The organism is Brevibacterium linens (assembly GCF_003999335.1).
Classification (GTDB): Bacteria; Actinomycetota; Actinomycetes; order Actinomycetales; family Brevibacteriaceae; genus Brevibacterium; species Brevibacterium linens.
In genome coordinates this window covers 1,131,504-1,151,702 of sequence record NZ_CP026734.1, presented here as the reverse complement: position 1 = coordinate 1,151,702, position 20,199 = coordinate 1,131,504, and the positions used below count along the sequence as shown (strand labels likewise).

At 58.9% G+C, this 20,199-nt stretch carries 20 protein-coding genes and 2 pseudogenes; 10 read left to right on the top strand and 12 right to left on the bottom strand.

Annotation, left to right across the window (positions count from 1 at the left end; all coding sequences use genetic code 11):
* Positions 1-324: 324 nt before the first annotated feature.
* From nrdI to CXR29_RS05005, 5 genes are all read left to right on the top strand, one after another.
* A complete protein-coding gene (gene nrdI / locus CXR29_RS05025) occupies positions 325-774 on the top strand; it encodes a class Ib ribonucleoside-diphosphate reductase assembly flavoprotein NrdI (RefSeq protein ID WP_151505493.1) in 450 nt (149 codons plus the stop codon).
* Entirely contained in the window at positions 771-2,927 is a 2,157-nt protein-coding gene (nrdE, locus tag CXR29_RS05020) for a class 1b ribonucleoside-diphosphate reductase subunit alpha (RefSeq protein WP_101556091.1), read from the top strand. The genes nrdI and nrdE overlap by 4 nt, the downstream gene beginning before the upstream one ends.
* A 30-nt stretch (positions 2,928-2,957) precedes the next feature.
* Positions 2,958-3,983, top strand: a complete 1,026-nt coding sequence (gene nrdF / locus CXR29_RS05015) for a class 1b ribonucleoside-diphosphate reductase subunit beta (protein ID WP_083248685.1) — start codon at positions 2,958-2,960, stop codon at positions 3,981-3,983.
* A gap of 43 nt (positions 3,984-4,026) precedes the next feature.
* Complete coding sequence (locus CXR29_RS05010) at positions 4,027-4,599, top strand: NADPH-dependent FMN reductase (RefSeq protein ID WP_069599731.1); 573 nt, start codon at positions 4,027-4,029, stop codon at positions 4,597-4,599.
* Positions 4,600-4,797: 198 nt separating this feature from the next.
* The gene (locus tag CXR29_RS05005; RefSeq protein ID WP_205751087.1) at positions 4,798-6,216 is read left to right on the top strand and encodes an alanine--tRNA ligase-related protein; all 1,419 of its coding nucleotides are present in this window, start codon (positions 4,798-4,800) and stop codon (positions 6,214-6,216) included.
* 175 nt (positions 6,217-6,391) lie between these two features.
* On the opposite strand, the pseudogene CXR29_RS05000 reads toward CXR29_RS05005, so the two are convergent.
* From CXR29_RS05000 to CXR29_RS17270, 3 genes and pseudogenes are all read right to left on the bottom strand, one after another.
* A pseudogene (locus tag CXR29_RS05000) lies at positions 6,392-6,550 on the bottom strand (IS3 family transposase); the annotation flags it as partial.
* Between the two features lie 20 nt (positions 6,551-6,570).
* A complete protein-coding gene (locus CXR29_RS04995) occupies positions 6,571-7,662 on the bottom strand; it encodes an IS630 family transposase (protein WP_009881631.1) in 1,092 nt (363 codons plus the stop codon).
* Positions 7,663-7,680: 18 nt separating this feature from the next.
* Positions 7,681-7,980 (bottom strand): hypothetical protein, encoded by a 300-nt coding sequence (locus tag CXR29_RS17270; RefSeq protein WP_164742728.1) that lies wholly within the window; start codon positions 7,978-7,980, stop codon positions 7,681-7,683.
* An 84-nt stretch (positions 7,981-8,064) separates the two neighbouring features.
* Here CXR29_RS17270 and CXR29_RS04990 point away from each other — a divergent pair, with 84 nt between their 5' ends.
* Both CXR29_RS04990 and CXR29_RS04985 read left to right on the top strand, forming a co-directional pair.
* Positions 8,065-8,742 (top strand): ATP-binding cassette domain-containing protein, encoded by a 678-nt coding sequence (locus CXR29_RS04990; RefSeq protein WP_308298045.1) that lies wholly within the window; start codon positions 8,065-8,067, stop codon positions 8,740-8,742.
* A 14-nt stretch (positions 8,743-8,756) separates the two neighbouring features.
* Positions 8,757-8,921, top strand: coding sequence for a helix-turn-helix domain-containing protein (locus CXR29_RS04985; protein WP_113717727.1), 165 nt, complete (start codon positions 8,757-8,759; stop codon positions 8,919-8,921).
* A 505-nt stretch (positions 8,922-9,426) separates the two neighbouring features.
* On the opposite strand, the gene CXR29_RS04980 is transcribed toward CXR29_RS04985, so the two are convergent.
* The 6 genes and pseudogenes from CXR29_RS04980 to CXR29_RS04955 form a co-directional block, all read right to left on the bottom strand.
* Positions 9,427-10,860 (bottom strand): PepSY-associated TM helix domain-containing protein, encoded by a 1,434-nt coding sequence (locus tag CXR29_RS04980; protein WP_069599729.1) that lies wholly within the window; start codon positions 10,858-10,860, stop codon positions 9,427-9,429.
* Between the two features lie 22 nt (positions 10,861-10,882).
* The gene (locus CXR29_RS04975) at positions 10,883-12,103 is read right to left on the bottom strand and encodes a Dyp-type peroxidase (RefSeq protein WP_069599728.1); all 1,221 of its coding nucleotides are present in this window, start codon (positions 12,101-12,103) and stop codon (positions 10,883-10,885) included.
* Positions 12,100-12,711, bottom strand: coding sequence for a copper chaperone PCu(A)C (locus CXR29_RS04970; protein ID WP_241241596.1), 612 nt, complete (start codon positions 12,709-12,711; stop codon positions 12,100-12,102). The genes CXR29_RS04975 and CXR29_RS04970 overlap by 4 nt, the downstream gene beginning before the upstream one ends.
* Positions 12,712-12,742: 31 nt before the next feature.
* Positions 12,743-13,345 carry a copper resistance CopC family protein gene (locus CXR29_RS04965; protein WP_127364055.1) on the bottom strand — a complete coding sequence of 201 codons (603 nt, stop codon included), beginning with the start codon at positions 13,343-13,345 and terminating at the stop codon, positions 12,743-12,745.
* A gap of 202 nt (positions 13,346-13,547) precedes the next feature.
* Positions 13,548-14,195 carry a hypothetical protein gene (locus CXR29_RS04960; protein WP_069599726.1) on the bottom strand — a complete coding sequence of 216 codons (648 nt, stop codon included), beginning with the start codon at positions 14,193-14,195 and terminating at the stop codon, positions 13,548-13,550.
* 141 nt (positions 14,196-14,336) lie between these two features.
* Positions 14,337-14,717: pseudogene (locus CXR29_RS04955) on the bottom strand (transposase); the annotation flags it as partial.
* Positions 14,718-14,868: 151 nt separating this feature from the next.
* On the opposite strand from CXR29_RS04955, the gene CXR29_RS04950 reads away from it, so the two are divergent.
* Positions 14,869-16,260, top strand: coding sequence for an IS1380-like element ISBli4 family transposase (locus CXR29_RS04950; protein WP_127364054.1), 1,392 nt, complete (start codon positions 14,869-14,871; stop codon positions 16,258-16,260).
* 611 nt (positions 16,261-16,871) lie between these two features.
* Here CXR29_RS04950 and CXR29_RS04940 read toward each other — a convergent pair.
* Positions 16,872-17,078 (bottom strand): hypothetical protein, encoded by a 207-nt coding sequence (locus CXR29_RS04940; protein WP_069599747.1) that lies wholly within the window; start codon positions 17,076-17,078, stop codon positions 16,872-16,874.
* Positions 17,079-17,992: 914 nt separating this feature from the next.
* On the opposite strand from CXR29_RS04940, the gene CXR29_RS04935 reads away from it, so the two are divergent.
* Positions 17,993-18,622, top strand: coding sequence for a hypothetical protein (locus CXR29_RS04935; protein ID WP_125178024.1), 630 nt, complete (start codon positions 17,993-17,995; stop codon positions 18,620-18,622).
* Between the two features lie 28 nt (positions 18,623-18,650).
* Positions 18,651-19,079 carry a hypothetical protein gene (locus CXR29_RS04930; RefSeq protein ID WP_009882346.1) on the top strand — a complete coding sequence of 143 codons (429 nt, stop codon included), beginning with the start codon at positions 18,651-18,653 and terminating at the stop codon, positions 19,077-19,079.
* A 55-nt stretch (positions 19,080-19,134) separates the two neighbouring features.
* On the opposite strand, the gene CXR29_RS04925 is transcribed toward CXR29_RS04930, so the two are convergent.
* Together CXR29_RS04925 and CXR29_RS04920 are read right to left on the bottom strand one after the other, a co-directional pair.
* Complete coding sequence (locus tag CXR29_RS04925; RefSeq protein WP_127362987.1) at positions 19,135-19,374, bottom strand: integrase core domain-containing protein; 240 nt, start codon at positions 19,372-19,374, stop codon at positions 19,135-19,137.
* Between the two features lie 191 nt (positions 19,375-19,565).
* Positions 19,566-20,159, bottom strand: coding sequence for a tyrosine-type recombinase/integrase (locus tag CXR29_RS04920; protein ID WP_127364053.1), 594 nt, complete (start codon positions 20,157-20,159; stop codon positions 19,566-19,568).
* Positions 20,160-20,199 lie beyond the last annotated feature (40 nt).

Sequence of the window (20,199 nt, the reverse complement as noted above, 5' to 3'; positions counted from 1 at the left end):
TGAGCACGTTCTCACTACTTCAAGAGCGCCATCGGTGTTGCCAGCGCGAAGTTCCTCGAACACGGTGATCGCTTCGATCCAGGTGCCCTGCGGTTGTGCACTCTCGTTCATCATCAATCCTTTCGGTTGGGGCGCCGGACACCGAGTCGCGCTTGAAGTTCGATACGCCGAATCTATAGTATCGGTGTACCGAATTACAAAAAGCACGGCGGGGAAACCTCAGAAGCCTCAACTGAGGTACGCGCAGAAGGCTTGGCAAAAAGAGTTTCTAGTTCTAGGAGGGCTGTAGTGGTGCATGGACCGCGGCCACAGACGACCTATCCGATCCGAGAGCTGCACGAGGGTGAATCGCCGGACCTGGTGTATTTCTCCAGCGTCTCGGAGAACACCCGTCGATTCGTCGATAAGCTCGACCGTCCTGCCGTACGCATACCGTTGCGCCCACGCTTGGAGGGCATGATTCGAGTGGCATGCCCCTTCGTCTTGGTCGTGCCGACTTACGGCGGCGGGGAACAGGCGGGTGCGGTTCCGAAGCAGGTGATCGCCTTCCTGAACGACCCGGACAACCGCGCTCTGCTGCGCGGGGTGATCACCGCGGGGAACACGAACTTCGGCGAGCATTACTGCCTGGCCGGGCCCATCATCTCGCGCAAGTGCCGCGTGCCCGAGCTCTACCGCTTCGAGCTGCTGGGCACACAGCGCGACATCGAAACCGTCAACAACGGCCTGGACCGCTTCTGGGACCAGGCCAACAACGAGAGGACAACCGCATGACCACCATCGCCTCAGAGGTTCCCGTGCGCACCGGCATCGGAGAGCGGAAAGACTACCACGCGCTCAATGCCGAACTGAACCTGTTCGCCCCCGACGGCTCGATCCAGTTCGACAAGGACCGTCAGGCCGCCGCCGAGTACCTCCGCCAGCATGTGGTCCCGAACACCAAGGTCTTCTCCTCGGCGGCCGAGCGCCTGGAGTGGCTAGTGGACCACGATCACTACGAGTCCGAATTCCTGGAAGCCTACACCCCGGAATTTCTATGCGCACTGCACGAGCGCGCCCATTCCGTGGGGCACCAGTTCGCCACTTTCTTGGGAGCCTTCAAATTCTTCACCTCGTATGCTCTGAAAACCTTCGACGGCACCACCTATCTCGAAGGGTTCGAAGAACGGGTGGTCGCTACCGCGCTCTACCTCGGTCAGGGCGACGAGCAACTGGCCACCGGGCTGGTCGACGAGATGCTCTCCGGTCGCTTCCAGCCCGCGACGCCGACGTTCCTCAACGCGGGGAAAGCCCAGCGCGGCGAACTGGTCTCCTGCTTCCTACTGCGCGTGGAAGACAACTTAGAGTCCATCGGTCGCAGCGTAAACTCCGCCTTGCAACTGTCCAAGCGCGGCGGGGGCGTGGCGCTGTTGCTGTCGAACCTGCGTGAGGTCGGTGCTCCGATCAAACGAATCGAGAACCAAGCCTCCGGCGTGGTGCCGGTGATGAAGATCCTCGAGGACTCGTTCTCCTACGCCAACCAGCTTGGCGCTAGGCAGGGCGCAGGCGCGGTCTACCTGCACGCCCACCACCCCGACATTCTTCGCTTCCTCGACACTAAGCGCGAGAACGCCGACGAGAAGATCCGCATCAAGACCCTCTCCCTGGGAGTCGTCATCCCTGATGTGACCTTCCAACTGGCCAAGGATAACCGGGACATGCACCTCTTCAGCCCCTACGACGTGCAGCGCGAATACGGTACGCCGTTGTCAGACCTGTCGGTGAGCGACCACTATGACGAGCTCGTGGCGAACCCGCGGATTCGAAAGAACGCGGTCAGCGCCCGAGAGTTCTTCAAGACCCTCGCCGAGCTCCAATTCGAGTCCGGATACCCCTATGTGCTCTTCGAAGACACCGTCAACCGTGCCAATCCGCTGGCAGGTCACATCAACATGTCCAACCTCTGCTCCGAGATCCTGCAGACCAACACGCCTTCGACCTACGACTCCGCTATCGGGTACCAGGAAATCGGCCAAGACATCTCCTGCAACCTCGGCTCACTCAACATCGCTCAGGCCATGAACTCCTCGAACCTGGGGTCGACCGTGGAAACCGCGGTGCGGGCACTGACCAGTGTCTCCGACCAGACTAACGTCGATGCCGTCCCGTCCGTGGCGAACGGGAACGAGACCAGCCACGCAATCGGACTGGGCCAGATGAACCTGCACGGCTACCTCGCCTCCCAGCGCATCCACTACGGCAGCGAAGAAGGCATTGACTTCACTGACATCTACTTCCTTACCATCACCTATCACGCGATCCGCGCATCGAATCAAATCGCGATTGAGCGCGGTAAGACCTTCGCCGGCTTCGAGGACTCGACCTACGCCGACGGCTCCTACTTCGACAAATACACCCAACATGACTGGCTGCCCGCCACTCAGCGGGTGCGCGAACTATTCGCAGACGCAGGCGTGACCATCCCTTCCCGCGAGGACTGGGTACGGCTGCGCGAGTCGGTGAAACAGCACGGAATCTACAACGCCTACCTGCAGGCCGTCCCGCCCACCGGTTCGATCTCGTATGTGAACAACGCGACCGCTTCGATCCACCCGGTCACGGCGAAGATCGAGATCCGCAAGGAGGGCAAGCTCGGCCGCGTCTACTACCCGGCCCCGCACATGAGTGATGACAACGTCGGCTTCTATCAAGACGCCTACGAGATCGGCTACGAGAAGATCATCGACACCTACGCCGCAGCAACCCGACACGTCGACCAGGGGCTCTCGCTCACCCTGTTCTTCCGCGACACTGCCACGACTCGCGACATCAACCGCGCTCAGATCTACGCGTGGCGCAAAGGCATCAAAACCCTCTACTACATCCGACTGCGCCAACCAGCACTCGAAGGTACCGAGATCGAGAACTGCGTCTCCTGCACACTCTGACCCAATCCAGCCCATACCGAAGGAACCCGCATGACGACCACTAACCCCACCTGCCCGCTCTCCGAGACCTCGGTTACCCCGCCCAAATACCGCCACGACCCATTGGCCAGGCTGCGACCGATCAATTGGAACCGCGTCGGCGACGAGAAAGACCTCGAGGTATGGAACCGGCTCACCGCGAACTTCTGGCTACCCGAGAAGGTGCCACTGTCCAACGACATCCCCGCCTGGCAGAGGCTCACCGAGAAGGAACGAACTCTCACTATGCGTGTCTTCACCGGGCTGACGATGCTTGACACGGTGCAAGCCACAGTCGGGGAGATCTGTCAGATCCAGGATGCTCGCACCGAACACGAAGAGGCCGTCTACACCAACATCGCGTTCATGCAGTCGGTGCACGCCCGGTCCTACTCTTCGGTGTTCTCCACCCTGACGAGCACTCCGGAGATCGACGACGCCTACCGGTGGGCCGTAAACAACGACCTGCTTCAGCAGCGGTGCAAAAAGGTACTGAAACACTACTACGGCAACGACCCGCTCAAACGGAAGGTCTCCTCTACCCTGCTGTCCTCGCTGCTGCTCTACGCAGGGTTCTACCTGCCATTGCATTTCTCCGTGCACGCCACACTGACCAACACCGCAGACATGATCCGCCTCATCCTGCGGGATAAGGCCGTGCACGGCTACTACTCCGGCTACAAATATCAGCGAGGCATCGAGAATCAGGCATCTGAACGGCAGAACGAGATGCACGAGTTCACCTACGAGCTGCTTGAAGACCTCTACGAGCTAGAGCTCGCCTACTCAGGTGAACTGTACGAGCCGCTGGGGCTGATGGACGACGTGGCAGTGTTCGTACGCTACAACGCGAACAAGGCACTGATGAACCTCGGCTACCCTGCACGTTTCAGCCCGGGAGAGACCGAAGTCAATCCGGAAATCCTCGCCGCACTGGCACCAGGTGCTGATGAGAACCACGACTTCTTCTCCGGGTCCGGTTCCTCCTACGTCATCGGCAAGGGCGAAGACACCAGCGACGCCGACTGGGACTTCTGACTTTTGTCGCCCGACCATCCTCATCAACTATGAAAGGCCCCTTATGACCAAGAACATCTCCGTGATCATCGGCAGTCTGCGCCGCGGTTCCTACGCTCGCAAGATCGCCCACCAGGTCATCAGGTACTTCCCTGACGGCTACAACGTGCAGATCGTCGAAATCCGCGACCTGCCGCTCTACGACTTCGACTATGACGACCCCGACGTCTCCGACAAACCAACCCCAGAGGCGTACACGCACTTCAGGGAGACTATTAAAGCCTCCGACGGCGTGTTATTCGTAACCGCTGAGAACAACCGCACTATCCCAGCCTGCCTGAAGAACGCAATCGACATCGGCTCTAAGCCCAACAGTGACGTCGCGTGGAAGAACCTCCCGGCCGGGATCATCAGCCATTCCGTGGGCCGCATGGGCGGCTACAGTTCGCAGAAGAACCTCCGCCTGGCCCTGTCCTACTTCGACATGCCTACCCCTGGCCAACCGGAAGTGTTTCTCGGCCAGTCGCCGAGCTTGTTTGATGAGGACGGGGCTATCGCTGCTGAGACGACTGTGGAGTTCCTCCAGAACTACGTGCAACGGTTCACCGAGCTCGTTTACGCCCACCCGCGCGGGTGAAGGTAGATTCTGGCTCTGACGAGCTGGTACTCTCCACCGCCGTTGAAGACCTTTGTAGCCAGGAGGCCGTCGATAGTCCTCGCCACTCGTCGGGCCGGATCTGTCCCGGTAGTGGCGGTCCCGAACTTGATCGCACGGCGGGCAGAACCTTTCGGTCCGAGCAATTGCCTATTCACCTACTTCAGGAAGCGATCACCTATGCCTTTGCGCGCACAGCATATCCGCACTGCTTTCCTTGACTACTACCAGGGACGCGGTCATACCGTCATTCCACGCAGTGGCCTCGTGGCGGAAGAAGATGGCACCACCTTGTTTACCGGCAGCGGCATGCAACCGTTAATGCCATACCTACTGGGTGAGCCGCACCCTTCGGGTCTGCGGCTGGCGAACTGCCAACCAGCAGTACGGGCACAGGACATGGTTGAAGTCGGCGACAATCGACACACTTCGTTCTTCGAAATGCTAGGGAATTGGAGCCTCGGTGACTACTTCAAAGAGCAGCAGATCCGCTGGTTCTTCGATTTCTTGACCCGCATTGTCGGGTTGGATCCCCACCGTTTGTATGTCACCGTGTTCGGCGGCGATGTTTCGGCACGTGTCCCACGTGACGAGGAAGCGGCGCAGATCTGGAAGCAAGTGTTCGCCGACGCCGGAATTGAAGCCCAGGTCGCGGTGATCGGGACCCAATCCGACGGGGACGCCCGTGGCATCAGTCCCGGGGAACGCATCTTCTTCTATGGCGACGAGGAAAACTGGTGGAGCCGAGGTAAGGGGCTGGCTGGCACTCCGGTTGGGGACCCTTGTGGGCCCGACAGTGAAGTATTCTTCGACTTCGGCCCTGAGCACCACGACCCGACCCATGGTCTGCCACATCCGGCTAGCGAAAGTGGTCGATTCATGGAGATCGGGAACCAGGTGTTTATGCAATATCAACGCCAACCCGACGGCACCTTCACCCAGCTGACTCACCGCAATGTCGACTTTGGTGGCGGCTTGGAAAGGATCACTGCGGCTGCGAACGACGACCCGGACATATTCCAAATCAGTGCCCTTCGCCCTATCATCGAACACTTGGAGAAGCTCAGCGGCCGCTCATACCGGGACGCGACAGTTGGCATGCGTGTGATTGCCGACCACCTGCGTGCAGCAGTGTTCATGATCGTGGCCGGGGTGCGGCCGGCGAACAAAGAACGCGGGTATGTGCTGCGCCGACTGGTACGTCGGGCGATCCGGTATGGGCAGGCAATCGGAATTCAAAAGCTCTTTCTGCCCACCACAGTTTCGGTAATCACCGTCCTCTACAATGACAACTATCCGGAACTAGACACGCAGCACAAGACGATCATGACGGTTTTGGAGAAGGAAGAACGCGTGTTCCTGCGCACGCTTCGCAAGGGCTTGGAAGAACTCCACCGACGAGGCCCAACGGGGATGACTGGGAAGGATATCTTCACCTTGTATGACACGTTCGGGTTCCCCACCGAACTCGCGGTGGAGGAAGTACTCCATTCTGGTTACAGCCTCTGTCCGCAATGGAGGGACACCTTTGACCGATATATGCAGCAACAGCGCGCTCGGTCCCGAACAACCGTTTTGCGCAAAGGCCCCGTCCAATGACTGACCTCAGGTTGGCGGTTGAACGATTGACGAAACTTTAGGCTCTCAAGCACCGGGTTTGATGGAGAGTTCTCTAATCATCGGCTCGTGCACGAGCTACGCAGCCCGCGGCAGCGCACTGAAAAAGTCTGATCGGAACGCAGAGGGAGTCGCTACACCAAGTGCTCCGGTGAGGCCGGTACGTGTTGAACCAGTGCACCCGCTCCGCCGCGGCGAGCTCGACATCATCAATGCCTTTCCAGGCACCCCTGTTCCGGATGAGTTCGGCCTTATAGAGTGTGTTCAGCGTTTCGGTGAGGGCATTATCGTATGAATCGACTTTAGACCCGACAGACGCGACGGCGTCTTGCCCAGCTAGTGTCCTGCGCCGGTAGTTCGTTGCATTAGTCGTGAGAGAGATTCCAGTATCTCTTCCGCGGTTTTCGTCCACACGAATGGTTGCGGGTCCTCGTTCCACGCCTTAACCCACTCGCGAAGGTCTTTCTCCAGGGCTTGCACGCTTCGGTGGTCACTGCGCTGGAGGAGTTCGCGGGTGACTTCAGCGAAGAGCCTCTCGACCTGGTTGATCCACGACGAATACGTGGGCGTGAAATGAATATGGAACCGCTCATGCTTGCCCAGCCAGTTCCGCACCAACGGGTGTTTGTGCGTGCCGTAGTTGTCACACACGACGTGGATGTCGAGGTGGTCTGGAACGTGTTTGTCGATCTTGGTTAAGAACTTTTTGAACTCGATCGCGCGGTGCTTGCGGTGTGTCGAGGCGATCACGGTTCCATCGGCGACATTCAGCGCTGCGAAGAGACTCGTCGTGCCGTGGCGGGCGTAATCGTGGGTACGTTTCTCCGGCATGCCCGGCATCATCGGAAACGCCGGCTGGGACCGAGACAGCGCTTGGACCTGGGACTTCTCATCGACGCTGAGCACGACAGCGGACTCGGGTGGATTGAGGTAAAGGCCGACGATGTCGTAGACCTTTTCCACGAAGAGAGGGTCGTTGGAGAGTTTGAACCCATCGGCGCGGTGGGGTTTGAGTTCGAAGGCCTTCCAGATCCGTCCGATCGTCGATTTCGATAGTCCGCTGCGTTCGGCCATCTGCGCCCGTGACCAGTGGGTGGCGTTTTTCGGTGTCTGTTCCAGGGTTGAGGTGATGACGTCCTCGACCTGCTCGGCCGTGATCGTGGCGGGTCTACCTGGGCGTGGTTCGTCGACGAGACCATCGAGTCGGTCGGCAATGAATCGGTTCCGCCATTTGGCCACAGTCGCGGGCGTGCAGCCGAGGCTGGTGGCGACTTCCTTGTTTGATCGTTCCTGCCCGCAGCCGAGGATGATTCGTGAGCGCAGAGCAAGGGCTTGTGAGGACTTGCGCCGACGGGACCAGCGAGTCAACGTCTGGTGTTCTTCATCGGTGAGGATCAGTTCAGCTTTCGGACGACCGGTGCGAGGCATACTCCATTCTACAACTTCTTACACGAATTTACGGCGCAGGACACTAGGGCCTCGCCATATCGGATTGCGCGATACTGGGCGGTCCCAATGGTGCACCAGCCCGAACAGGTCGCCACCTGCACGTTTGCGCTGATAGATTCCCATCTGCAAAGCGTCGAGGGCCAACTCGGTTTGTAGCGACCGCGATACCTGCCAGCCGACGATCTCGCGGTTGAACACGTCGGCGACGAACGCGACATGGAATTGCTGACGGTTTAGTTGACTCCGGGGTTTACGCCGCCAGAGCGACAGCCTTGTGGTGAACAAGCGCGTATTCAACCGGAGTCAGTTTACCCAAACGCCGATGACGACCTCGCTCGAGAGGGACTGCACGGGTCGGTCAGCACCGTCAGTCTCCCACGGGTGTCCGCACAGGGGCCAAGCGTCAAGCCAAGAGGCGTAGCATCCCGCGTCGACGAGCCCGACTACGTCGATTGGTCTCTCGTTCTTCAAAGTATTCGCTGCCGTCTCGGTGGTCGAACGGTGCTCGATATCGACCGTGTTACCTTCCCTGCTGGGAGGGTGAGTGCGATCCGAGGCGTCAAAGGTGCCGGAAAATCGACACTGGCCCGAATTATCGCAGGCCTGCAGGCCTGCGGAGGCACTGTGTCAATGGGCGATCGATCACTGAGTCGGAAAAGAAGACTACGGCAGAGCGCGATCGTCATGCAGGACGTTCAACGACAGTTATTCACTGAAAGTGTGATGGCTGAGATCGAACTCGCGGACACTGGCGCAACCAACGCCCCTGATCTTCGCGAAGTACTCAGTGCTCTCGGCCTCACCGACCTCTCCCAACGCCACCCGCTCGCGCTCTCCGGGGGTCAACAACAGCGCCTGGTCGTCGCCGCCTGTGTTGCTGGCCGCCGCATTGTCGTCTTCGGCGAACCCAGCTCCGGCGTCGACCGTCGCCACCTTACTTCCATCGCCGAGGAGATCCGCGCAGTCGCCGCCGGTGCGGTGGTCCTGCTCATCAGCGACGATGAGTACCGGCTCGCCCTGGCCGCTGATGCCGAACTCACGTTATGTGCGCTCGATTGACTGACGATGGTGACATGGATCTGGTGCCGGCCACGAGGATCGATCTTGAGGCCTATCTTGCCGTGGTGAAAAACGGAAGCATCGGGGCCGCTGCGCAGGAGCTTTGCTTTTCCGGAGCTTCGGTGCCGGCGCGGATCGGCGTGCGTGAAGTGGTCAGTCACTATGCCACTTGCCGATAAATTTCGTGAACACGTTGGCCATACCCCGATCGATCGATGCTTTAACCAGTCCCATGGCAGAAACGCGCGGATATCTTGGTCAGATCCTCGTCGGCGCTCTTGCAGCTGTGTTGGGAACAGGGATCGTCGCTGGGGTTGTGGCGCTCAGTAGGGCACTGCTGTGGATCGAATTCCACCATGTTCCGCATTTCTTTGTTTCTGGAACCAGAAACACTGGCGCTCCAGCCTTTAAATCACCCTCAACCTTGTGTGTGGGTCAAAATCGATCGATCTTGACCGACAACGAATCGTACTCTTATTGCCTGCAAGATGCTTCGATGAGCGGCGGTCTATTGGCAGCGCTCATTCGCGACCATGAACCACCGCGCGCAGAGATTAACTCTCCCGTTTCACCCTCTGTTCGATTTCGCTGTTGTGCATTCGAGTGTGAAACAGTAAACAGTTGTTTGACTCTGATCTTCGCCAGGGCGACAGCAACGCTATCGCCCTGGCGAATACCAGCTTCCTATTTTTTGCTTCGCGCGCGCCACCCTAGGATCAGGTCTACAAGGATGAAGCCGATCAAGCTGACGCCGAGCACGGGCAGGAACCACGCCACGAACCCAGCAACCGCTACCACCGAGACGATTCCCCACCAGGGTGACCGTCGCAGCACGCCACGAGCCGGGGTCACCCCGAACTTGCGGTTGGTGTCGTGTTTGGGCCGGCGCTGCCACCACATCACATAACCCCACACCACCATGCACGCGATCCCTGAAGCCAGGGCAAAGAGAACAAGCTGGTTGGGCAGCCCGAACATGTTGCCCATGTGCGTGTCGATTCCCCACCGGGTGAGTTTCGCCCCGATGTTGAAGTCCTTGAAGTCGGTGCGATCGACAACCTCCATGGTGGTACCGTTGACCGCGACCGAGTCAACCTCGGTGGGGAAGCTGCGCTGAATCTCACTAACGACCCACGCCGAGTTCTCATCCTCGGGTGGCTTGATCTCCACGAGCCCGGTGTTGACATTGACATCCTGCGCGACCGAGAGCACAGAATCGAACGTTGCCGGATTCGGCCCATCCCCAACTGGTTCCGCTGGTGCTCCCCCACCATGATGGTGGGCATGTTCACCACCAGCAGGTGCGGAACCGTCGAGTGATGTGCTCACGGCCGGGGTCGTCCAGTCGATGGCTGTCTGGATCTTATTGACGCTCTCACCGCCGTATTGGGACCAGGTGATACCGGTCGCAGACAGGAACAGCATCCCGATCGCAGCCCACACACCGACAGAGGCATGCCAGGAGAACGTGCGGCGTAGGCCCTTGCGTTTGAAGCTCGGGTGGAGCATCTCCTTCGCCTTTCGCGTTTTCACTGCCCGCATCACCCATAGTCCGAGACCGGCCACGGCGATGATGCCCAACCAGGAAGCGGCGAGCTCACTGTAGAGACGACCCACATCGCCGAGGTGGAGACTGCGATGGAGCTGATCAAGCCACGTTCGCAGTGGCAAGGCTCCACTGGTGCCGTAGACAGTGAGATCTCCTCGGACTTCCGCGGTTGCCGGGTCGATGAAGATCGCTCGGCTCTCGCTTTCTCCAAGGGAGTCATCGGCATACATCACCCGCGTCGTGTCGCCTTCTTTCGGGGCCGGTCTCACTGCGGACAGTGTCGCGCCACCGCCGATGAATGCATTGGCTGCGTCAATCTGCTCGGCCAACGGAAGATACGTGTCGGCCTTCGGGGCGTAGAGTTCGTGTGCGTAAACGGCCTTCTCGATCTGGGGGCTGACCGCGTACAGGGCGCCACTGATCGCAGCGATGAGAATGAACGGTCCAACGAAGATACCGGCGTAGAAGTGCAGTCGTCTGAGGAACTGCCCGAACCACCCCCGGTGAGGTGGCGGTGAGGTCGGTGGAGACGATGGAGATTCAGCTGGTTCTGTGGTCAAGATAGTCATGTAATAGTCCTTTGAAAATCAGTCAGTCGAAGAGGGTGTCGCCGATGAATCCGTTCTCGTCACACCCGGGTGGAATGGCGAAGACGGCGGATCCGATCGGGGTCGTCCATTCGTTGAGAAGGTCGAGTTCGTCGAGGCGTTGCTGGATCGGAACGAACTGTGCAGTGGCATCGGCCTGGTAGGAGACGAACAGAAGCCCCGAGTTCGAGATCTTCCCGGGCTCCGGAGCGTCGTCGTAGTTGTAGGCGCGACGATGGATCCGTTGGGACCGATCCGGGGTTCTCGCCCTGGCCATATGGGAGAACTCGGGAATCACCGGGAAACCAACCGGGGTCAGAGCTGTGAAGTCAGGTTCGTCATGCTCGTTGACTCCCGTCAGCGGGGCACCATTCGCGAGATTGCGCCCTACTGACTGCTCCCGTCCAGGCCGGTCCAAGCGATCCCATTTGTCCAGATTCATCGCGATCCGTCGAATAACCATGCTGGTCCCACCAGTCATCCACCCATCCCGATTCCACACAAGTTCCTTGAAATCAGTGTCATCAGGTTGCGGGTTGACCGTTCCATCGACCTGCCCGAAGAGGTTACGCATCGTCGTCCCCGACTTCTCCGAACCCTGGGCGCGGCGAAACCCTCGTTGCACCCAACGCACGTCCGCACTGGAGCGGGTGTCCTTGAGAAGCATCCGCACAGCATGGGCAATGGTGAAAGGGTCATCAGCGTTGAACTGGAGTAACAAATCACCGTCACACCACCGGTCCTCAAGCTGGTCGATCCCGAATTCCGGTAACGAGCCCAACCATTCCGGCAGGGCCGCATCCCCAGCGACTCGGGCGACGAGATTCGGGCCGAATCCGAAGGTGACCGTCATCCGGGCCGGCACGGTTCCCAGTTCCGGTTCCGAATCGGCTAACGCTGGAACCCCTTGAGTCAGGCGCGCAGCGTCGTCGGTGATGGTCTTGAGCATCCGCGCCAGATCCTTCTTGGCCACGCCCTTCTTCAAGTTCAGTGCCACATACGTAGCATGGGCTTGAGGTTCTACGGTGATGCCGGACTGGTGGGCTCCGTAGAAGGGGATGCGGACCTCACCGTTAAGTGATGGTGATTCGTCTGTTCCGCTTGCTCGTGCCCGCCTGCTGGCGTAGTCGGCGCCGAGGGCGGCCAGACCGCCGGCCCCGGCAACGCCTCCCCCGATGAGGAGGCGTCGCCTAGACCAACCCGCACCCGGTTCAGCAGGAGTCATTTGCTCCCACCACTGTGGTCCATGTCTTCCATATCGTGTCCCTCGTGCTCACCGGCCTCGTCATCACCCGATTCGTAGTTCTCGTTCGCGCCCTCATAGTCCTTCACGGGCGCACTGAACTCGAGTGTAGAATCATCGGAGAACGTCAGGGTGAACTCCACCTCGTCACCTGCTTTAATCGGGTCGGTGAGGTCCATGAGCATGATGTGGTTCCCACCAGGTTCCAGTGCCAATGATTGGCCGGCAGTGATGGTGAATCCGTTCTCCTTTTCCCGCATCACCATCTCGCCGGATTCGTTCTCCACGGTTTCGTGGAGTTCAAGCGCGGTCGAGGCCTGGGATTCGGCCGAGACAACCGTCGCATCCGTCGATCCGGTGTTCTCGATGCTGCCGAAAGCCGCGGACATGCCATCGTCGGCGGCTTTGACCCACGCATCGGTAACCTCGACAGAGTCAGCGACAGGAGCAGACGTCTCCGTCGATTCAGCCTCGGCACCGCCACCGCAAGCGGAGAGGAGAAGGAGAGACGTTGAGACGATAGCGGTAGAAATCAGGGTGTGTTTACGCACGGTAGTGCCTTTCAAAGAGTAAAAGAAGTGGTCACGCAACGGTCAGTCGAGCGTTGCTGAAAACGGCTGATCAGTCGTTATGTCGCTGTTTCCTGGTGCGAGTGACGAAAGCGAAGATCCCGAAGGCCAACCCCATGCCGATGACCGCCACGAGAACGGGCCGCACCCAGGAGGGGAAGCTCGGCGCGTTGTCTGCACCCTCGGAGGCAGGTTGAGCGCTTTGACTCGGGGCCGAAGACTCAGCCGAGGTGTCTTCCGCGGAGGCCTTTGGGGCGTCGCCGACGGTGAATGGCACGACACCACTGATGGGGTGACCATCCGACGACACCACCCGCCAGGCCAGCGAATAGGCTGCGTCGGGCAGGTCCTCACTGATACCAGCGACAACACGAGTTCCCTCGAACTTCGCTTCATCGACCGAGTACTGCTTCCCGGCCGAATCGGTCAGGCGCAACTCAGCACCCATGGTCATCACTTCAGCGGAGTACTCGAGCGTCACCTCATCGGGTGAGGCATCGAGTTCTTCACTAGCGGTTGGGGTGCTGCTGATGAGCTGGTCGTGAGCGGCAGCTGGCCCTGATGGGACCCAGTGGATCGCCATGGCAGCGAAAACGGCAATGAGCAAGCAACCAATCACGGTCGTCGTGAAAATGGTACGAGTAGGACGAATCACGGGAGGACCTTCCAAGACAGAAACGATCTGATCGTGAGAAAGCTCCGAACCCACGTCTATACAACTCACATATACCAGGACGCGCCCCGTCAACCGAGACTCTTGGACACCAACAATCGAGTTTGGTGGCTGCAAGAGCACCGGGATAACGGTGAGGAAGAATCGCCCGCAAAATCAGCGGGAAGAAGTGAAAGTAGTGGGTTCAGAGCGCGAACACGGGCGGACCACGCCTGAGGACAGGTGAACGGTCGACGTTTTGAGAACCAACCACACGGGGCTGTGCGCACGCCCGGTCTACCCGAGCGATACCGGTGAAAACGACAGGGATCGATACTATGGCGACGATCAGTGACCAGATGAGACTGATGAGTTGGTTGATGTTTGCCAGGATTGTTTCGAATCGGTAGATCACGGCGATCGTGAGCATGGCTGCCAGTAGGTGTGAGGCCAGCATCGTCGGTGATGTCAGCGAGTGGTCCATGCCCGCGTGGCCGGATGGCATCATCGCGGAATCAGGCATGGAGTGCATCATATGGTGGCCTGAAGCCAGCGAATCGGCTGCGATCGACGACGGTTCTTGGCGCATATTTGGTCCGTGGCCGAGGACTGAGAACATCCAGTGAAACATTGCCTGGCTGGCTATGACCGACGCTGAAAGTCTCCACAATGAGAGGGACGATCGAGCTAGGAGCACGCACACGAATACGGACAAGGCAATGACGACCGTCATGCCGAAAACGTTTGGTGCCGACCCGCCGGCGATGATGTGGGATGCCAGAGCGGTAAACGATGCGAAGACGGCGGCACCAACACCCCTGAGGGTGCGTGTGCGTCTCGCATTCATCGACATGCCAGTATCTTCCCAGATTCACGGGTCCGCGGCCAGTTGGCGTGATCCGATAATTGTTCAGAAGCAGACCACCCTCCGATCGAGGCGCCGGAAACGAAGGTGCTGCGGCAGCTCGGTCTCGCCCACCCGTTACATTCATTGTCAAGCAGCAACTGGGGTCTTCGCTTCATAGAAGGACCCGGCCTTGACCATAGCGAACATTACATTCAGCCGGCGACGAGCCAGGCACATCACCGCAGCATCATGCCGCTTCCCCTCAGCCCGTTTCCGCTCGTAATACGCCTTCGATAACGGATCATGACACGACGCCACCCACGCTGAGTGGAACAGTGCGTTTGTCAACCGTTTGTTACCCGCCCTTGATGGGAACTCGCCCCGAATCGAAGTCCCCGACCGCCGCGTCACCGGCGCGACCCCGGCATACGCCGCCAAATGCCCGGCAGTCTTGAACGCAGAGAAATCACCGGCTGCCAGGAGGATCTGGGACGCGGTCTTAACGCCGACTCCCGGCATAGACGTTAAGCCTTGATCCACCGATGCGAGTAGCCGGATCAAGCCGCGCGTGAAATGGAAATGCCCCTTCTGAACTGGGAAAATGATGATGTTCGAAGTCAACATTCCCGTTCAAGAAAGGGGCACCTCTCAGGTGCTATTCAACCACACACCCGCGTCTGTGTCTCACTCCTTCGACGATGCGAACCTGACGGCCACTACCGGGCTCGTCCCGATCATGAGCCTCGCCCAGATGGCGGGCCTGCCAGACCTCGCCGAAGACCGTCTGACCGTGACCACCACCGGAGCCGACAAGGGCGCGAACCCGGCACCGAAACTGGCTACCCTGGTCGCGGGAATGGCTGCCGGGGCCGACTCGATCGATGACATGAACATCCTCCGCCACGGCGGCATGCAACACCTCTTCGATCGTGTCTACGCGCCCTCGACCCTGGGGTCGTTCCTGCGCTCGTTCGCCTTCGGCCACGTCCGGCAACTCGACGCGATCTCTTCCCGTTTCCTGACCAACCTCAACGAGCACACACCGCTGCTACCAGCCAGCGAAGACACTGGACAAGCGATGGTGTTCGTCGATGTCGACGACACCGTCATCGATGTCCACTCCGCGTCGAAGCAGGGAGCTGGATTCGGCTACCAAGGCAGTCGTGGCCTCAACGCACTGTTGGCGACCGCATCGACGGGCGACTCCGGCCAGATCATCGTCGGCCAGCGCCTGCGCAAGGGCTCAACCTCGTCAGCCCGGGGTGCTGACAAGTTCGTCGCCGACGCTCTGGCCACCACGACCCGAATCAACTCCGGCCTCCCAGCCCTGGTCAGGGCTGATTCGGCGTACTACTCCTCGACTGTGACCAAAGCCGCCCGGGATGCCGGGGCTGAAGTATCGATCACGGTCCGCATGGACAAGAAGGTCAAAGCAGCGATCGGAACAATCAGCGACGGCGCATGGACTGGCATCGAATACCCCGAAGCGATCTACGACGAAGAGACCAGGGCCTGGATTTCGAAGGCCGAAGTCGCCGAGGTCCCGTTCACCGCATTCACCTCGAAGAAGAAGTCCCTGCACGCCGCCGGCCGCTTGGTGGTCCGCCGCATCCCTGAACTCAACGAGACCAAACGCACTGCCGGGCAGGGCCCATTGTTCGACTTGTTCCGCTATCACGCGTTCTTCACCACGGTGGACAAAGACCGTTTCGACACCGTCGCTGCTGATCACATCCACCGCAAGCACGCGATCATCGAGCAGATCAATGCGGAGCTGAAGAACGGTGCCCTGGCACATATGCCCTCTGGGGTGTTCAACGCCAACGCCGCCTGGGTAGCAGTCGCAGCGATCACGCACAACCTGATGCGGGCTGCGGCCGGACTCATCGGTGGCAGGATGAGCAAAGTGCGCGCCCAGACGCTGCGGACACGCATCATCGGCATCCCGGCCCGGATCGCTCACCGGGCCAGGAAGCTGATTGTGCACCTGCCGAGACGGTGGCCGTGGGCGACGGAATTCGCACGACTCTGGCACGCGGCTCTGAGCCCACCTACACGATCATTGTCCTGACCGATTCGCTCCTGCTCGAGCACGACGCCGCAGGGTCTGGAGGAGACCTTGGGAAACATTTGTGGAAGAGACCGGTGAGAGACCGGGACACTACTTCCTGCCCTCACGTCATGTTCGCACTCGAACCCGAACGAACCGCCAAGAATCAACCGAATCGGTGGATCAAGGCTAAGACCTACTACTCGGTGTGCGGATAAAGCGAATGCCGAACTTCACCACCGCGGCGCAGACAAACCCAACTACTCCCAGGACCGCCGCAATGACACCAACCCACACCAATGCATCCTGCGCAGGACTGCTTTGCAGAGTTGTACCATCAACGAGAACGATGAACCCCGAGATAGCGATCCCGACCACAGCGGCACATGTGAGTCCCGCGAGTAGCAGGGCCGTCCCTATGGTGTTCAGCCGGCGCAGCTGGTCACGCCCTCTAGCCTCCCAAGGCCGCTGGTTCAAGACCGAGATAATGAAACTCGTGGCGATGAGTGTGAGAGCGACACCGAAGCCCAGGAGGATCCACATTGTTGAGAAGACTGCAAGGCCAGTGACAAAACCAGCTAGGAGTGCGAACAGGCCCGCAATGATCAGCACGACGGATAAGCGATCGCTACTCACGAATCTTGCTTTCTGGAAACCTGCCTGCGCATGAGATCGAGCATCTCTTTGCGGTCAGCTTCCTGCCGCTTGAGGTACTTGGTGATCCAGACAGTCGCAATTACGATGCCCGCTACGATGACGAGAAAGACAAACACTGGCAGAAGTGTCAGCAGCATGCCAAGGACGCCAAAGCTCGATTCGACGAATCCAAAGCCTTCCATATGCTCGATCCTTTCGGTGCATCTGCGGGCTCTGCCTCATTAGTTGAAAGCGATAAGGCTCATTCTATAGTGTGCGCAAACATCGCATGAGCACGATAGAAGAGGTGCATTGCCGAGATTCAGTGGCGCAACGCCGGGCAGTCAATCCGCTTTCGAAACCGTTGAAAACGGACGCGGGCCCCTTCGGGCACACGTATTTCTTGCCTTCACCTGCACAAAGTGTCCTGCGGGCGGTCACTTTCCGCCGCGAGCGTTCAATCGTGATCGCGACAATTCCCGTCACGGCCCTGACTCTACGACGAGTGTGCCAAGATCGGCATATGAATGGTTCCAAACCAGATTCGCTCTGGTCTTCGCCCACCAGTTAAGCAGCCTCTCAGTTGCTCAGGCCGTGTACTACGACTCGACCGGAATTGGAGGGACGCTTGTGTGGGTGTTCGCCGCGTTCATGTTCCCCCCTGACCGCCGTACTTTTTCTACTGATGGCCCTGATCATCAAGATCCGGTCCCGCCATGGGTGGACCCGCACGAGTTCGGGACATCTCTAAGACGGTATACGAGGACGGGTAAAGGATTGATTCGGGCTCTCTCCCCAGTATCAGGGCTGCAATCTCTGCGATTTTCGAGTGCGGTCTCTCCACCGGTCTGAAACGTTGAGACTCACCCACACAACCACAGCGATGATCGCGACACGCACCCATTCCCGGAAATGCCTGGCTATGTCAACTAGAACTGGCCCCACCCTGACGGCCTGAACTGGCCCCACCCTGTGCCCCCACTCCCTCCAGCGGGTCTGACTGAAACTGCCCAAATTTCATATTTACGGGGGATGCGCTCAAGGCCACAGCCGACATAGTGTCAGTCCGTTCGCTGCTAACAGTGAACGGACTCTACCCACAGCGAAAGGCACCACTATGAGGAGATTCAAACCAGCATTGGCTTGTACGACCCTGACATTCCTCCTTCTCAGCTTCGTAGCCACCCCAGCCACGGCTTCCGAACCAGACGAAGTCAGCGAAGAAGAAATCACATCTTCGCAGGGACCATCTCCCTACGTCGAGGCCGACACCGAAGAAGAAGCGATGCGGAAACTCGACGCCATCGAGAAAGAACACCCGCAGGGCATCTCGGCCCAGGCTGCGTACAAGCGGTACGGACCCTGCACCTTGCACCCTGCCGGATTCCACACCCGAAAATCAGCCGGATACAAATACGGTGGAGTGAAACCGGTCACGGTGTGCACGAAGAAGGTGACCGGAATCAAGATGGCCTCCCAACTGAGAGTGAAGAACGGTCTCATGTGGGTCAAGGCTGGGATCGAAATCCCACAAACCGCTAACGACAAGGACCTGCGTACCGGCGGCAAATACAAGAAGAAGTACTATACGGTGAAATTCACGCAGACGAACATGAAATATAAGTGCAAGGGAACGAAGAAGCACAAATGGTCGGCCAGCTCGATCGGCCGACTGCGGTATCAGGGCCGGACACTTTGGGCGCGGGTGACTTCGCCGATACTCTCAGTACCATGCGGTCCGCACTAGAAGCCGCTGACTTGCAGATGAGGTGATTATGGGTAACCAGAAGGTATTTTTGCTCTTCGCTAAACAGCCTTCGCCGTTCGACTCGGAAGAGATGATCGATCCGTTCATAGGGATTGTGACTGACGAGCGAGATTGTGAGCGGTTCGAGGCCGAACACTCAGAGTACGAAGTCAGCTGGGAAGAACGGTTCATCAATGATTCGGAGGGGCATTGGGTTGAGCCTGGCGACACCGTGTATGGCTACTTTTACATGTCGACGATCAGAGAGTCCCCAGAGGGAGAAGTCCTCGACCTGTTGACTGATGCAGCTATCGAGTCCGTGATCTATCAACAGGCTAACGCCCGCAAAATGCTTGCGATTGGCCATATTCAGGTCATTACCGTCGGTGACATTCGACTGGATGGCAACTTCCCAGTCGTCGATGATCCGGCGGACTGGGAGAAAATCAACAACTAAACGAGGAACACACTGTCAAGCACCGGGTTTCGTAGAGGCTCCTTTTCTTGGTTTCCTAAGCAGCCGCGGGTTCAATCGCGGACTGGTTGATCCATTCCGAATGGACCTCGAACGGCGGGCGGTAGTCAATCGCTGAATGCAACCGTGTCTGGTTGTACCAGGCCACCCACTTCGACGTCTCCGCCATCACCTCGATCAACCCCGACCACACCTTCCGGTCAATCAACTCTGCCTTGTAGACCGAGTTCAGAGCCTCGGCCATGGCATTGTCGTACGAGTCTCCACGTGACCCCACCGACGCCACGACCTCGGATTCCGCCAGGGTCTCGCCGTAGCGAATCGATCGGAATTGAACGCCGCGGTCGCTGTTAACCCGAATTCGGGTTAATAGCGATTATGCCGAGGTTTTCGTTAACCCGAGGAATCCGTGTTTATCCTGATCAGACTGGTCAGATTCCCTCATTCCTCGGGTTAACGGTTGCAAAGTTACTTGAGACTGTACAAGGCTTCCAGTTGTGAGTCGGTCAGTTGCGGGGCAGTCGGTGTCGGGGTAGCGACGGTGATGGCCTGGCGCATCATGTCGATCGTTGCGAACGCGTAGAAGGCTTGAGTCGTCGAGGCGTTGGTATGTCCGAGAAGTCTCATGATGATTGGCAGTGGGATTCCTTCCTGATAGAGATCCATTGCTTTCGTCTTCCTCAGCATGTGCGGGTGGATCCTGCCTGGAAATGTCGGACACTCCTGCTGAGCGATCGTCACGGCCTGGTTGAGAATCAGCGATACGGAATCCGTTGATAATTTCGAAATCTTCCCGTGGTGGTGGGTATAGAACAGTGGACGATCTGAATCTTCTTCGTCGGGGTGGAACTCTGCCAGATAGGGCCCCAGGTGGTCGGTGGTGGCAGTGTTGATCGGTACAACTCGAGTCTTATTTCCTTTGCCTTTCAGGCGCACCTGGGCAGGCTGACGAAGGTGTGAATATCCGTCTTGTTGGGGGCCGTCAATCGTGAGCTCGGGGGCCAGTTGCTTGGTCGCGTGATCGTGGGCGTCGGGACCATCTATGGCGTGTGCGGGGGCCACGAACTATAAGCTCCTTTCACCGCGTGTATTGGGCACGCGG

What these genes read in the sequence shown, in the direction of transcription:
- CXR29_RS04980 (WP_069599729.1), bottom strand. Translation starts at nt 10,860, where the DNA reads ATGACTATCTTGACCACAGAACCAGCTGAATCTCCATCGTCTCCACCG.
- CXR29_RS05010 (WP_069599731.1), top strand. Translation starts at nt 4,027, where the DNA reads ATGACCAAGAACATCTCCGTGATCATCGGCAGTCTGCGCCGCGGTTCC.
- CXR29_RS04930 (WP_009882346.1), top strand. Translation starts at nt 18,651, where the DNA reads ATGGGTAACCAGAAGGTATTTTTGCTCTTCGCTAAACAGCCTTCGCCG.
- CXR29_RS04995 (WP_009881631.1), bottom strand. Translation starts at nt 7,662, where the DNA reads ATGCCTCGCACCGGTCGTCCGAAAGCTGAACTGATCCTCACCGATGAA.
- CXR29_RS04960 (WP_069599726.1), bottom strand. Translation starts at nt 14,195, where the DNA reads ATGTCGATGAATGCGAGACGCACACGCACCCTCAGGGGTGTTGGTGCC.
- nrdE (WP_101556091.1), top strand. Translation starts at nt 771, where the DNA reads ATGACCACCATCGCCTCAGAGGTTCCCGTGCGCACCGGCATCGGAGAG.
- CXR29_RS04985 (WP_113717727.1), top strand. Translation starts at nt 8,757, where the DNA reads ATGGATCTGGTGCCGGCCACGAGGATCGATCTTGAGGCCTATCTTGCC.
- nrdF (WP_083248685.1), top strand. Translation starts at nt 2,958, where the DNA reads ATGACGACCACTAACCCCACCTGCCCGCTCTCCGAGACCTCGGTTACC.
- CXR29_RS05005 (WP_205751087.1), top strand. Translation starts at nt 4,798, where the DNA reads ATGCCTTTGCGCGCACAGCATATCCGCACTGCTTTCCTTGACTACTAC.
- CXR29_RS04935 (WP_125178024.1), top strand. Translation starts at nt 17,993, where the DNA reads ATGAGGAGATTCAAACCAGCATTGGCTTGTACGACCCTGACATTCCTC.
- CXR29_RS04940 (WP_069599747.1), bottom strand. Translation starts at nt 17,078, where the DNA reads ATGGAAGGCTTTGGATTCGTCGAATCGAGCTTTGGCGTCCTTGGCATG.
- CXR29_RS04975 (WP_069599728.1), bottom strand. Translation starts at nt 12,103, where the DNA reads ATGACTCCTGCTGAACCGGGTGCGGGTTGGTCTAGGCGACGCCTCCTC.